Annotated in this window: 9 protein-coding genes; 6 read left to right on the top strand and 3 right to left on the bottom strand. The window is 40.9% G+C overall.

Annotated elements, in window-relative coordinates; genetic code table 11:
- Window positions 1-3: 3 nt before the first annotated feature.
- The 3 genes from AN389_RS09295 (at window position 4) to AN389_RS09285 (ending at window position 5,292) form a co-directional block, all read left to right on the top strand.
- On the top strand, window positions 4-1,539 hold the full coding sequence (locus AN389_RS09295) for an efflux RND transporter periplasmic adaptor subunit (protein ID WP_055017943.1): 1,536 nt from the start codon (window positions 4-6) through the stop codon (window positions 1,537-1,539).
- Window positions 1,536-4,658 carry an efflux RND transporter permease subunit gene (locus tag AN389_RS09290; RefSeq protein ID WP_055019684.1) on the top strand — a complete coding sequence of 1,041 codons (3,123 nt, stop codon included), beginning with the start codon at window positions 1,536-1,538 and terminating at the stop codon, window positions 4,656-4,658. The genes AN389_RS09295 and AN389_RS09290 overlap by 4 nt, the downstream gene beginning before the upstream one ends.
- Window positions 4,659-4,836: 178 nt before the next feature.
- Complete coding sequence (locus AN389_RS09285; RefSeq protein ID WP_055014691.1) at window positions 4,837-5,292, top strand: hypothetical protein; 456 nt, start codon at window positions 4,837-4,839, stop codon at window positions 5,290-5,292.
- Window positions 5,293-5,333: 41 nt separating this feature from the next.
- Here AN389_RS09285 and AN389_RS09280 read toward each other — a convergent pair whose 3' ends face one another.
- From AN389_RS09280 to AN389_RS09270, 3 genes are all read right to left on the bottom strand, one after another.
- Window positions 5,334-6,821, bottom strand: coding sequence for an exopolyphosphatase (locus AN389_RS09280; protein WP_055019683.1), 1,488 nt, complete (start codon window positions 6,819-6,821; stop codon window positions 5,334-5,336).
- Window positions 6,814-8,901, bottom strand: coding sequence for a polyphosphate kinase 1 (gene ppk1 / locus AN389_RS09275; protein WP_055014693.1), 2,088 nt, complete (start codon window positions 8,899-8,901; stop codon window positions 6,814-6,816). Before ppk1 ends, AN389_RS09280 begins: the two co-directional genes overlap by 8 nt.
- Window positions 8,902-9,079: 178 nt before the next feature.
- Complete coding sequence (locus AN389_RS09270) at window positions 9,080-9,586, bottom strand: glycine cleavage system protein R (RefSeq protein ID WP_024031441.1); 507 nt, start codon at window positions 9,584-9,586, stop codon at window positions 9,080-9,082.
- Between the two features lie 560 nt (window positions 9,587-10,146).
- Here AN389_RS09270 and AN389_RS09265 point away from each other — a divergent pair.
- From AN389_RS09265 to pstB, 3 genes are read left to right on the top strand one after another with little or no spacing between them, the layout of a single operon-like run.
- Window positions 10,147-12,381, top strand: a complete 2,235-nt coding sequence (locus tag AN389_RS09265; protein ID WP_055014694.1) for an ABC transporter permease subunit — start codon at window positions 10,147-10,149, stop codon at window positions 12,379-12,381.
- A gap of 15 nt (window positions 12,382-12,396) precedes the next feature.
- Entirely contained in the window at window positions 12,397-14,046 is a 1,650-nt protein-coding gene (pstA, locus tag AN389_RS09260) for a phosphate ABC transporter permease PstA (protein ID WP_055014695.1), read from the top strand.
- 26 nt (window positions 14,047-14,072) lie between these two features.
- Window positions 14,073-14,900, top strand: coding sequence for a phosphate ABC transporter ATP-binding protein PstB (pstB, locus tag AN389_RS09255; protein WP_055014696.1), 828 nt, complete (start codon window positions 14,073-14,075; stop codon window positions 14,898-14,900).
- The last annotated feature ends 3 nt before the right edge of the window (window positions 14,901-14,903 follow it).

The raw sequence follows: 14,903 nt of genomic DNA, 5'->3' as shown, positions 1-14,903 counted from the left end.
AAAATGAAAACGAACTTAAAATACCTTGTAGCACTGCTTACTGGTGCCGCGTTAATGTTTATTGCTAATCGCTGGCTGATTAATGACACAGAGCACTTAGCCACAACCGCTGATAGTAAAAAAGCGAAGCCGTTGTATTGGGTTGCGCCAATGGACAGTAATTATAGGCGTGATGAGCCAGGCCTGTCGCCAATGGGTATGGAGCTAGTACCTGTGTATGCAAACACTGAAAACGACAGCCCAGGTACTATAAAAATATCACCTGAAGTGGTTAATAACTTAGGCGTTAAAACCAGTAAAGTGCAAGTTAAAACGCTGCAAAGCAATATTAATACAATCGGTTATGTGCAATACAACCAAGACCAGGTAACCCATATTCATCCCCGAGTAGAAGGCTGGATAGAAACGTTATTTGTAAAAGCGCAAGGGGAGCCCGTTAGTGCTGGTGAGCCTCTTTACACGCTTTACTCTCCTGAGCTTGTGAACGCGCAAGAAGAGTTTTTACTCGCAGTAAATAGAAAAAACAGTGTATTGCTTCGGGCTGCCAAAGCGCGTTTAGAATCGCTAAATGTGTCTGATGGCTTTATAGAACGCTTAGAAAAAAATAAAAAAGTGATGCAAAACATTACGTTTTACGCGCGTCAAAGTGGCGTGCTTGATGAGCTTAATATACGTGAAGGTTTTTATGTTAAGCCCGGCACCTCAATGATGAGTATCGCTAAATTAGAGCAAGTATGGGTAGAGGCAGAAGTATTTGAGCGCCAAGCAGCTTTAGTAACCAAAGGGCTCCCTGTGACGATGACACTTGATTACATCCAAGGTAAGCAGTGGCAGGGTGTAGTAGATTACATTTACCCAGCGCTTAATACTCAAAATCGTACTCTACGTGTAAGGCTGCGTTTTGAAAATACCGCCGGGCTTCTTAAACCTAATATGTTTGCTCAAGTAAGCATTCACACACACAGTAACTCAGCGCAACTTGTTATACCTAAGCAAGCGCTTATTCGTACAGGTGCACAAAACCGAGTAGTACTTGCCCTAGGCAATGGACGCTTTAAATCCGTGGCAGTAAAGGTTGGGCAAATTAGTCAACAAGAGGTGGCTATTCTATCAGGCATTACCAAGGAGGATAGTGTTGTGACTGCTGCGCAGTTTTTAATAGACTCTGAGTCGAGTAAGGACTCAGACTTTGAGCGTATGAGCGCACCAAGCACTCAAGCGATAAGCAATATGCCTGATATGGAAATAGACAAGGCTGAAGCGGTTCAAACAGCCACAGTAATGGGGACCATAAATAATATAAACCCAGCCCAGCGGGTAATTAACATTAGTAGAGAGGCTATTGCTAAATGGAACAGAGGCCCCGCTACGATGGACTTTATACTTGCTAAAGCGCTTGATATTAATGCGCTTTCCCCTAATCAGCAGGTTAATTTTACCTTTAGCATTATCGACGGTGAATTTGTAATAAGCAAAATTGCTGAACACCCCACTGGCAAAGGCGTAGCTCATCACTCAATGCATGGGGAGTCATTATGATAGTTGCTGTTATTCGCTGGTCGATCGTTAATCGCTTTCTCGTTTTGTTGCTGAGTATTATTGTATTTGGCGCGGGTATTTACAGTGTTAAACAGACTCCCGTTGATGCGCTTCCAGATTTATCGGACGTACAGGTCATTGTTAAAACCAGCTACCCAGGCCAAGCGCCCCAAGTAGTGCAAGACCAAGTTACCTTCCCGCTTACTACGGCCATGCTGTCTGTGCCTGGCGCTAAAACGGTGCGTGGTTTTTCGTTTTTTGGCGACTCATATGTGTATATTATTTTTGATGAAAATACCGATATTTACTGGGCCCGCAGCCGCGTTCAAGAGTATCTAAGTCAGGTAGAAAGCCGCTTGCCGACTAGCGCAAAAGCGCAACTTGGACCCGATGCCACAGGAGTGGGTTGGGTTTATTTATATGCGTTAGTTGATAAAACAAATCAGCTCAATATTAGCCAACTTCGTAGCTTGCAAGATTGGTTTCTAAAATTTGAACTACAAAGCGTTGAAGGGGTATCTGAAGTGGCCACTGTGGGTGGCATGATAAAGCAGTACCAAGTGGTTGTAGACCCCATTAAGTTACGTGCTCATGACCTTCCTCTTAGTTTGATACAAACGGCTATTAGCCAAGGTAATCAAGAAACTGGCGCCTCAGTAATCGAAATGGCTGAAGCTGAATACATGGTAACCAGCACAGGTTATATTAAAAGTGTCGCCGACTTAGAAGCCATTCCATTAGGAATTAATGCCCAAGGAAGTGCATTACAATTACGAGATGTAGCAAATGTACGCTTAGGCCCACAAATGCGACGAGGCATTGCAGAGCTTAATGGCGAAGGCGAGGTTGCGGGTGGCATTGTGGTGATGCGTTATGGCGAAAACGCCCAAGAAACGATTTCTCGGGTAAAAGCAAAACTTGAGTCATTAAAACAAGGGTTACCCGAAGGGGTTGAAATAATACCGGTTTACGACCGCTCCACGTTAATAAAAAGCGCGGTCGATAACCTGAGCAGTAAATTGTTTGAAGAGCTCATTATTGTTGCCTTAGTGTGTGTGGTATTTTTATTTCATGTGCGCTCATCGCTGGTGGCTATTATAACCTTGCCTATGGGTATATTAATGGCTTTTATTGTGATGTATTGGCAAGGTGTAAACGCGAATATTATGTCGTTAGGCGGGATTGCTATTGCCATTGGCGCAATGACAGATGGTGCTATTGTAATGATAGAAAACATGCATAAACATATGGAAAAAACGCCACTAACCAAGCAAAACCGTTGGCAAATAGTGACTAAATCGGCCACGGAGGTCGGCCCTGCGTTATTTTTTAGTTTACTCATTATTACAGTAAGTTTTATGCCTGTATTTATTTTAGAGGCGCAAGAAGGGCGCATGTTTGCCCCGCTTGCTTATACAAAAACGTATGCGATGGCAGCCTCTGCCGGTTTAGCGATAACCTTAGTGCCGGTGCTAATGGGCTACTTTATTCGGGGTAAGGTCATTTCTGAGCATAAAAACCCTGTTAATAGAGCCTTGGTTGCAGGGTATAAACCGCTGTTAGCCACCGTACTTAAATTTCCAAAAAGTACGTTATTTATTGCATTTATAGTGACGGTTATAGGCTTTTATCCGGTAAATAAAATAGGCAGTGAGTTTATACCTTTGCTAGATGAAGGCGACTTAATGTATATGCCAACAACTTACCCAGGGCTTTCTATTGGTGAAGCACGAAAAATTTTACAGCAAACAGACAAGCTCATAGCCTCAGTGCCAGAAGTAAAAACTGTATTTGGCAAAATAGGGCGAGCTGATACCGCTACCGACCCCGCACCGCTGACAATGATTGAAACCTTTATTCAATTTAAGCCCAAATCACAGTGGCGAGAGGGCATGACGAAGCAAAAAATTAAAGCCGAGCTAGAAAGCTTAGTTGCATTACCGGGCCTTACAAATGCGTGGGTTATGCCAATAAAAACACGGATTGATATGCTTGCCACCGGTATTAAAACGCCCGTAGGTATTAAAATTGCAGGCCCAAGCTTGTTAGAAATTCAAAACATTGGGCAGCAAATTGAGCAGTTGTTAAAAGATGTGCCTGGCACAGCCTCTGTGTATTCAGAGCGTGTGGCCACAGGGCGTTATATTAAAGTGGATATAAACCGCGAAAAAGCAGCACGGTATAATCTAAATATAGCCGACATACAACAGGTTGTAGCCACTGCCATTGGCGGCTCAAACGTGACTGAAACAATTGAAGGGCAACAGCGTTACCCGGTAAATTTACGCTACCCGCAGCGCTTTCGTTCTTCGCCTGAAGATTTAAAATTATTACCTATTATTACACCATCAGGACAACATATTGCACTTGGTGATGTTGCTAAAGTATTTATTGAAGATGGCCCTACCGGCATTAAAAGCGAAAACGCGCGTTTAAATGGGTGGAGCTTAATTGATATTAAAGGCAGTGACATTGGCAGCTATGTAGCACAAGCACAGCAGGTACTTAGCGATAATCTACAATTACCTGCTGGTTATTCAATTACGTGGGCAGGGCAGTACGAATACATGCAACGCGCAAAAGCAAAGCTTACTTATGTGATACCGCTTACACTCGCGATTATTGTAATACTGCTATACCTTAATTTTAAATGCCTAAGCGAAGTACTTATTATTATAGCCACCCTTCCTTTGGCTATGGTGGGCGGCATTTGGCTAATGTACTTTGAAGCGTTTAACTTTTCGGTGGCAGTGGGTGTAGGGTTTATTGCATTGGCTGGTGTTGCCGTAGAAATAGGCGTCATTATGCTTGTATATTTAAACCAAGCTTATACAGCGCAACAACAGCAGTGCGAGCAAACCGAAACTGCATTTAACTTACAAGCGCTACAACACGCTATTATGCAAGGTGCAGGGCTAAGAGTGCGCCCCGTAATGATGACGGTAGCGACAATTATTGTTGGTTTATTACCTGTTTTATACGGTACAGGCACTGGCAGCGAAGTAATGAGCAGGATAGCTGCGCCTATGGTAGGCGGCATGTTAAGTGCGATTATACTTACATTATTAGTTATCCCTGCCGTGTATTTACTGTGGAAAAAGCGGCATATTTCTCATTAAAGCTCGGGGCAATGCGCTTTGTATTGCCCTATAAAAATTACCCGTATTTTGTAACTTGTACCAGATAAACCGCCTAGCTCCTCTTTTTTGTTATTTAATTCGTTGTTTTTAATAAAGTTTATGTTGGCACGTTTTACGCAACTCATCGCTTATACAGTCAACTCAGTAAGGAATGCACATGCAAGTTAAAACAATTAAAGAAGTGTACGATTGGACCGTTTTATTTCACACACAAATGGCGGCAAATTTTTACAGCGTTAAGGAGTTGCTTGACGAACGTAATGCAATGCTAGTGGACTATTATTTAGATTATGAAAAAAAGTTAGCTGAAGACCTAGTTGGCTTTAAAGCAATTACTGAGATCAATACTTTAGATACTTACAGCTACGAATACTTTGCAGATAACCCCGAGCTAATTACGTTTAAGGATATAAGCAAAGACCAAGAGTTTGATGAAAAGGTTATTCAAAATTATCTCTCTGAGCAGCATAAAAAAGTAATCGAACTTTACGAGTACTTATTAGAGCGCGCAGAAACAGAAAACGGTAAAGAAAAGCTCGAGCAAATTTTAGAGCTCGAGAAGCAAGGCATTAAGCAAATGATGCAAAGCTCAAACCGCCATATGGATATGTAAGCCCAACATGTAAAGGCTCGCTTTAAGCGAGCTTTTTATTACTAAATGCACTCAAACTCAATCCCCGCTTTTTTTAAATAGAGTTGTTCTTGCTCAAGATCCGCTTGAAGTAGAGTATGCTCTTGCAAGTAGCCATTACTAAATTTAATAAACAACCCTAAGTTGCTTGCGCTTATTTCCATATCTGGCTTTAAGCTAACTTGGCGTTTTTGATTAAATAAAATAGCTAAGCGTAAAATAACAATAAGCTTAAGTACGTGCTTTTGAGAAATAGTTAAAAACTCTGGCAGCTCAGTCAGTTTAATTTTTTTACGATAAAAGCGTATAAGTGAGCTTAAAATAAGTTGCTCTTGCTGCGTAAAACCGGGTAATTGACTATTTGCCACTATATAAGCGCTGTGTTTGTTAATGCCTGAAGAGTTAATGGATAAACCAATTTCATGTAATTTTGCTGCCCACGTCAGCAACGCAACATCATCGTTGTTATCTAGATACCACACATTTTTTAGCTGTTTATAAAGCCAAATAGCCGTATCCGCAACACGTGCTGCGTGTGTTTTATCAGCGGTGTAGCGCTCACTTAAATTATTAATAGTGTTTGAGCGAATATCCTTGTCGGCCAGCTTCTGCTGCATTTCGTGCAGTAACCCTTCTCGTAATGAAAAGTCGCTATAGGTAAGCTCTTTAATGGCAAACTCTGTAAATATTGCGATTAAAATTGCTAAGCCACCACATATACTTTGTTGGCGCTCAGGTGTGAGCCCTGCAATAGTTAAGTTATCAATGTGTTTAGCACTAATGCACTGCCCTTTTAAAGTGAGTAAATTGTCAAAGGTGATTTTAGGCTGTTGCGTATTGGCAGTGTTTATTATCGCTAATATTGATTTTATAGTGCCTGAGGTACCAATTACTGATTGCCAATTTTCATTTACATAAGTAGAAAAAATAGCCTCGAGCTCTTGCTCGGCTTTTATTTGCGCTTTGTTAAAGCGTTTGGCCGTTATTTTACCATCGCTAAAAAACTGCTTAGTAAAGCTTACGCAACCCATATTGCGACTAGATAAAAGTTTATGCTTAAAATGTTTACCTATAATAAGCTCGGTACTGCCGCCGCCAATATCGATCACTAAACGGTTTTCTTCATTATGAATATAATGTGCTACACCTTGATAAATAAGGCGCGCCTCTTCTTGTCCAGCGATTACATCGATATGGAAAGGAAACACATTACTTGCTTGTGCTAAAAAGGCATTAATATTTTTAGCTCGCCTAAAGGTGTATGTAGCCGCCACTTTTACGTTACTGGCAGGAAAATCGTGCAACGTTTTAGCAAATTGCTTTAGCACCACTAAAGCACGACCGATGGCTGCCTGGCTTAAGCGAAACTTGTCATCTAATCCATCAGCTAAATAAACGCGTTGTTTTTCTTTATGTAGAATTTGCAAAGTGCCGTTCACTTCCCGAGCAACCACTAAATGAAAGCTATTGGAACCTAAATCAACGGCAGCAATGGAAGGATGATCATTCATTATAATAAGTGTGTTCCCATTTTTTTAGATAATCGTAAATGGCTATTTGAGAGCGAATTTTTTTACGGTTACCCCGTCTTACATAAGCGTTTTTTTGTTCGCTATCAATAATACGTGCTTTGGTACGGTCTTTAAATTGTAGCTCTAATATATCAATTATGAGCCGTTTTAACTTAACATCTAATATAGGCACGCCTACCTCAACACGGTGATCTAGGTTACGTGTCATCCAATCAGCAGAGGATATAAATACTTTTTCATCGCCATTATTTCCAAATACCATGACCCGAGGGTGCTCTAAAAAGCGGTCAACGATACTAATTATCTTAATATTGTCGCTAAGTTGAGGCATACCAGGAATAAGTGAGCACATGCCACGTACAATAATTCTAATTTTAACCCCTATTTTGCCAGCAAGGTAAAGCCTATCTACCAGCTCTTTATCAGCGAGGTTGTTTACTTTTACAGTAATTTTGCCCGGTTTGTTGTTATTAACATGGTCAATTTCGTTATTGATTAAATTAAGCAGCGTTTCACGGGCATTTATTGGCGAAAGCATCAGGTGGTCAAATTTAAAGGGTTTATAACTGCTCTCTATAAATCTAAATACGCTGTCGCTTTCTTCACAAATGCCAGTGTGGCGAGTAAATAAGCTAAAGTCAGTGTAAATTTTGGCTGTTTTTTCATGAAAATTGCCTGTGCCTATATGAGCGTATTTTACTATTTGGCCTTTTTCTTTACGGTGCACGACACATAATTTGCTGTGCACTTTTAATGCTGGTATACCAAAAATCACTTTAATACCTGCACTGCTTAGCACCTTTGCCCATTCAATATTATTTTGCTCGTCAAAACGTGCTTTTAACTCGACCATAACGGTCACTAATTTTCCGTTTTTAGCGGCATTAATTAATGAAGAAATTAACCTAGACTTACTCGCTACACGATAGATATTTACCTTTATTTGTGTAACTTTGGGGTCAAATGCCGCTTGGCGCACATATTCAAGCACATGGTTAAAGGTATGATAGGGGTAATAAAGTAAAATATCTTGCTCACTAATGGCATCAAATACACTGGCGTGCTTTTTAAATGCACTACTTTGCAATGCGGGAAGGGGTTTGTTTTCTAAATATTGGCGCCCTACATTAGGGAACGTTATAAAGTCTCTAAAATTACGATAACGCCCCCCAGGAATTAACGCATCATGATGCGTGACACCGAGGCGCTTTTTCATCACTTTGAGCATGCTTTCAGGCATGGCTTGATCGTAAACTAACCTTACCGGCTCGGCATAAATACGTTGTTTTAATCCTTTGGACATTTTATCAAGCAAGCCAGCTTCTAGTTCATCATCTAGGTTGTACTCGGCATCGCGGGTTAATTTTATTGCATAACCGGCAATGCTTTTATAGGAAAAAAAACTACTAAATACATCATTTAAAAAGTAAGTGATTACATCGTCAAGCATCACAATAGTTTTATGGCGGCGGGTTTTTTCTGGAGGCAGGTTTATAAAGCGATCAACCCTGTCGGTGGGTACCTCAAGCATGGCGTAATAACTTTTTTCATCACTCATTTCTACAAATAGGTAGGTCATGGTGTCGTTTATATAGTCGGAGTAATCTTTGTTTTCGTTTAGTAAAATAGGAGAGGTGTGCTGTAGAACGTGCTCATGAAAATAATTTTTTAGCCAGTTTAAATGAAACACGCTTAGCTCATCAGGGCGGCTCACGTGAATATTATGATGGTTTAGGTCGACTAATACTTGCTGATGAATGTGGTTAAACTTTTTACCTAACTGACGCACTTTTTTTTGTATCTCGCTAAGTAGTATTTCGTCTTCTTCAAAGTTAGCATCGGGGAGTTTATTTAGTAAAATTCGGCGTTTTACCTCTGCAACACGTACTCTAAAAAACTCATCTAAGTTATTAGAAAAAATACCTAAAAAACGCATGCGCTCGATAATTGGGTTATTTTTATCTTTAGCTTCTTGCAGCACACGCTCGTTGAATGACAGCCAGCTTAGCTCTTTGGCAAAATATTCAGTTGTTTGAGAGGGAGTTATGTGGGCATTCATCTCTATTCCATTATTAGGATATGCTTTAAGTTTAATTTGGGCTGTGTATACGCTTAGGGGAATTGCAATGTAAAAAGCGATAATACGAGTAATAATCAGCCCTTTTTATTTAAATTTACGCCAGTTAGATGACATAAAAATGACTGCCGTGTCATTTTTATGTCAAGGGCGTGCTAGTTTAGGCCTCTTCAATATCTACAATTAAGTCACTGGTAATTGATTCAAGCGCATCAATCACTTCTTCTTTGTTCATACCGCTGGGTAAAGTAACCGTGGCGACAGCACTAAAAATAGGCACTCCCCAATTTGGCGCGCTCTGCTGTCTTGAGTTTAAATGAGTGATGCTTGCGCCTTTATGGCGTATTACACTTGCCAGCTCTTGTACAATACCAGGTCGGTCGTTGCCGGTAATAACAAAGTTTATTTGTTCTTTGCTGCTTGGCTCTACCTCTGTGTTGCCGGTTTCAATACGTACATCGAGTTTAGGTAAGGCATTTAATGCATTTTGTAATGCTTCAAAGTGTTCCTGGGCTACTTCAACCTGAATAATACCTGCAAAGTGACCAAGTAAGTGGCTTAAATTACTGCTTAGCCAGTTTCCCTTATTTTGCAAAATAACAGATGAAATGCTTTCTACTAATCCGGGCCGGTCTTGCCCTAAAATGGTGATCACCAACTGCTTCATAAATAGCTCTCTCTAAGCCTGAAAATGTAAATGCGTAGGCATTAATTATGTGTAATGCTTCTATCAATGTAGGGGGTAAAATAAACGCATAGAAAACTACTCGTTTATTACTACTTATTTGTATATTTATCGTTGTATTTTTTTAGCTTAAGCGCTGTTGTCTTCATTCGTTATACATAGTTTTAGTATTGTCTGCGTTAAATTGTTTGTCCAATAAAAGCACAAATTAGTTCCTACAAAAACATAAATCCACACTGAATCAATTAACAATTTTATAGCACTTTTGATAATAAGTGTCATCGTATTGTGCTTTCTGCTCAGGAACGCCCAGTTTTCACTCGCTTTGAGCAGTACGTATTTCGTTTAACCATAAAAGTGTAAATAGGTAATGCGTAATAAACGTATAAATATAGATGAGCTAAATACTGCAAAGCGCGCTATTGAGTACCTAATAAAGGGGCTGTTTTAAAGCCTTGCAGCGGGTATTTATTACATCTGTAACATTACTGTCATCTTGATGAAATATAATTCGCGCAACAACAGAATTAAAGGGTGTGTTGATGACTTCCAATCCGAATAAGCCGACTTTAAATACGGATCGAAGCCGTCTATTTAAAGACCGGTTTGCAAAGTGGGGTATTTCCGCAGGCGGAGTAATGGTATTAATAGCATTGTTATTAATATTCTTTTACCTTCTTTATGTGGTACAACCAATTTTTGAGTCAGCAAAAGTAGAAAAGCGTAACAGCTTTAACGTTACTAATGCTGATCAAATCGTGGGCTTAGGTGTTGAGGAACAAACAGAGGTTGCCTTTTTACTATCCCAGCAAGGCGAGGTCATTTTTTATAGTGTGCAAGATGGCAGCTTTGGTCAAAAGCTTAAAACATTAAGCGCTAAGCTACCAAGTGATGCATCAAGCTTTGCAAACAGTGCGCCGTTTCAGGGGCATTATGCGTTTGGCTTAGAAAATGGCTCAGTGATGCTTGTCGCACCTAAGTTTTTAGTCACTTTTCCAAATAATCAAAGAAAGCTAACACCGCGTCTAGATTACCCTCTTGGCGAAATGGCATTAGAAGTTGACGATCAAGGTGCAGCCATCAAGCGCTTTGCATTTAGCCATTATGAAGATAAAACAGCTGTTGTTGCTTTAACCGAAGACAAGCGCGTGTTGTTTAGTAGCTTTGTGGCTGAGGAAAACATGTTCACTGGTGAAGTTGAATGGGTAGTTGAGCGCACCGAACTTGATGTAAATGGGCGTATAGACGAGCTATTAATTTCGCCGGATACCACCCGAACTTTTGTGCGTTCAGCTAATCAAATTTATGTTTACGATACCCGCTATCCAGATGATGTAGAACAGATCCAGTTACTGTCAGCTAATGAAGAAAACGCTAATATAGTATCAGCCCAGCTGCTTGCTGGTGCTAACTCGCTAATGTTGGCAAACGACAATGGTGAAGTCTCGCAGTGGTTTGAGGTGAACACGGATAGCGGTCGTGAGTATCAAAAAATTCGCTCGTTTGAAACAACGAAGCAAAGTAAGCTGAATATTTTCACTGAGTTTTATCGTCGTACTTTCTTTACAACAAGTAGTAACGGTGAGTTAGGTATTTATTACACCACAAGCGAGGCAAAACTTTGGCAAGGTAAAGTCAGTGAAGGTGAAATTAAAAACTTTGCTATAGCCCCACGTTCAAATGCAGCGCTAATTTTAGCCGATAACCAACTAACCGTATTAGAGATTCATAATGAACATCCAGAGGTTACATGGTCAGCCCTGTGGCAAGAGGTATGGTACGAAGGTTACCCAGAGCCAGGCTACATTTGGCAATCTACCTCAGCAAGCGATGACTTTGAGTCTAAATTTTCTTTAGTTCCTATTTCGTTTGGTACCTTAAAAGCTGCGCTGTACGCCATGCTGTTTGCAGTGCCTATTGCGCTCTCTGCTGCTATTTACACCGCATACTTTATGTCGAGTGAGCTACGTAGAGTGGTAAAGCCGACCGTCGAAATTATGGAAGCTCTGCCTACAGTAATACTCGGATTTTTAGCTGGCCTGTGGTTAGCGCCACTTATAGAAGAGCACTTACCTGCCATTGTTGGTTTACTTATTTTATTGCCATTAGGTGTATTAGCCACCGCACTAGGCTGGACTAAGTTACCAGCGAGTATTCGCCATAAAATCCCTGAAGGGTCACATTCTATTCTGCTAATTCCGGTCGTGTTATTTATTGGCTGGCTGTCGTTCGCGATGAGCGAAACAGTCGAGCTTTGGATGTTTGATGGAAATGTACGTCAATACTTAACCAATGAACTTGGTATGACGTTTGACCAACGTAACTCGTTAGTTGTGGGTATTGCGATGGGCTTTGCGGTTATTCCTACTATTTTTTCGATTGCGGAAGATGCCGTATTTAGTGTGCCTAAACACTTATCAAATGGTTCACTTGCACTTGGTGCTACACAATGGCAAACGCTAGTGCGTGTTGTACTACTTACAGCAAGCCCAGGCATTTTCTCTGCTGTGATGATGGGCCTTGGCCGTGCAGTAGGCGAAACCATGATTGTATTAATGGCAACCGGTAATACGCCGATTATGGATTGGAGTATTTTCCAAGGTATGCGTACTTTAGCTGCAAACATTGCGGTAGAAATGCCTGAATCAGAAGTAGGCAGCTCGCACTATAGAATACTATTCTTAGCAGCATTTGTACTATTCATATTCACCTTTGTTTTCAACACAGTGGCTGAGTTTGTTCGTCAGCAGCTGCGTGAAAAATACAGCTCAATGTAAGTGGAGAGACACGACATGGTAAAGCAGTGGTTTAAGTCTGGTTCTCCTTGGATTTGGATGACAGGCGGTGCAGTAAGCATCAGCTTAATCTCAGTTCTTGGTTTATTAGCAATGATAGCTTGGAAAGGGTTGAGCTTTTTCTGGCCATCGGAGGTGGTTCAATTTGAGCTAGAAGGGTCTATTTCAAAACAAACCATAATTGGTGAAGTTTACGACCGAGAGCTCGTACCTACGGCACGTTTAGCGGCAACCGGTATTGATGTTTCAGGCTTTAATAAAGATGAAGTTGAGCGTTTACTTATAAAAACAGGTAACCGCGAATTTGTAGATTTAGATTTTCGCTGGATTTTAGAAACTGATATTACTGAGCAAAGTACACCGGCTACGCTTGCTGTATTTGAGCGTAGTAAAAACGGTAACTTTTATGGTTACATAGAAGGTGTAATTAAAGATGGAAAGCCAGTTACTGGCGATAAAATCGAAACATTACATGAGTTAGTAGAACGTGCGGTTGATTTAAACGATGAAGCGCTTGATTTACAAAATGGCGAAATTGGTCATATTAACTACGAGCTTGAGCGTTTACGCCTACAAGAAAAAGCCTACCTACTTGATGACGAGCTAACCGATGAGCGCGTTGCTGAGCTTGCCCAGGCACGTGCCGAGTTACGTAATGAATACGCAGTACTTGAAAAAGAGCTATTTTCACTGCGTAAAAAAGCCAAGCGTGACCAAGTATTAGTTAAAGATATGCGCGGTGAAGTGGTCACCATTCCACTGTATCAAGTACTTGATGTTTGGCTGCCGAACGACATGGGCTTTTTCTCAAAACTAGGCCATTACTTTGTACAATTGGGTAAGTTTGTATCAGACGACCCACGTGAAGCTAACACCGAAGGCGGCGTATTTCCTGCAATATTTGGTACTGTATTTATGGTAATGCTGATGGCTGTTATTGTGACTCCATTTGGCGTAGTTGCTGCAATTTACTTGCATGAATACGCAGCTAAAAATGCAGTAACTAAGATGATTCGTATTGCGGTAATAAACCTTGCCGGTGTGCCATCTATTGTTTATGGCGTATTTGGACTGGGCTTTTTTGTATACATGCTTGGGGGAAGTCTTGATCAATTATTCTACCCCGAAGCCGCACCAACACCAGTATTTGGTACACCCGGTGTAATGTGGTCGGCACTTACATTAGCTATCCTTACATTACCGGTTGTTATTGTATCAACTGAGGAAGGCTTATCGCGTATTCCAAGTACAGTACGCGATGGTTCATTAGCGCTTGGAGCCACCAAGGTTGAAACCTTATGGCGAATTATTATTCCTATGGCAAGCCCTGCAATCATGACAGGTTTAATACTTGCTGTTGCGAGAGCGGCCGGTGAAGTTGCACCATTAATGTTGGTAGGTGTTGTAAAAATGGCCCCTACGTTACCCCTTGACGGTAACTTCCCATATTTTCACTTAGATAGAAAGTTCATGCACTTAGGCTTTCATATTTATGATGTAGGCTTTCAAAGCCCTAATGTTGAAGCGGCGCGCCCGCTGGTATACGCAACGGCCTTCTTATTGGTGTCGGTGATTATTACCCTCAACATAACAGCGATAGGCATACGTAATCATTTACGTGAAAAATTCAGATCGCTTGAACACTAATTAGTAAAGAATTATAGGTAACAAACATGATTACAGTCGCTCCACAAGTAAACCAAGCTAATACAGGCTTGAAGTTAGACTTAGAAAACTTAACTGATGACCAAAAAGCGTTAGAGATTAAGGACCTTGATCTTTACTATGGTGAAAAGCAAGCGCTTAGCAAAGTGAATATGAATATTCCTAAAGGTCAGGTAACCGCGTTTATCGGCCCATCGGGTTGTGGTAAATCAACCCTGTTGCGATGCATTAACCGCATGAACGATTTAGTCGATGTGTGTCGTATTGAAGGTGAAATATTACTTCATGGTCAAAACATTTACGATAAAAAGGTCGATGTGGCCGCGCTTCGTCGTAACGTAGGTATGGTGTTTCAACGTCCTAACCCATTTCCTAAATCGATTTATGAAAATGTGGTTTATGGCCTACGCTTACAGGGTATTAAAGAAAAGCGTAAGCTAGATGAAGTAGTAGAGCAATCACTTCGTGGTGCGGCACTATGGGATGAAGTAAAAGACAGATTACATGATAGCGCATTTGGGCTATCGGGTGGTCAGCAACAGCGTTTAGTTATTGCCCGTTCAATTGCAATTGAGCCTGAAGTACTATTACTTGATGAACCAACGTCGGCACTTGACCCAATTTCTACATTGGTTATTGAAGAGCTAATTAACGATTTAAAAAATAAATTTACCGTAGTCATTGTTACGCACAACATGCAACAAGCTGCACGTGTATCTGATCAAACGGCCTTTATGTACATGGGCGAATTAATCGAATACTCAGATACTAATACCTTATTTACAACGCCTAGCAAAAAGAAAACAGAAGACTACATTACAGGCCGTTACGGCTAGTCC

The sequence above is a fragment of the Pseudoalteromonas sp. P1-7a genome (assembly GCF_001401855.1).
Taxonomy (GTDB): domain Bacteria; phylum Pseudomonadota; class Gammaproteobacteria; order Enterobacterales; family Alteromonadaceae; genus Pseudoalteromonas.
This window is presented reverse-complemented; position numbering and strand designations above follow the sequence as displayed.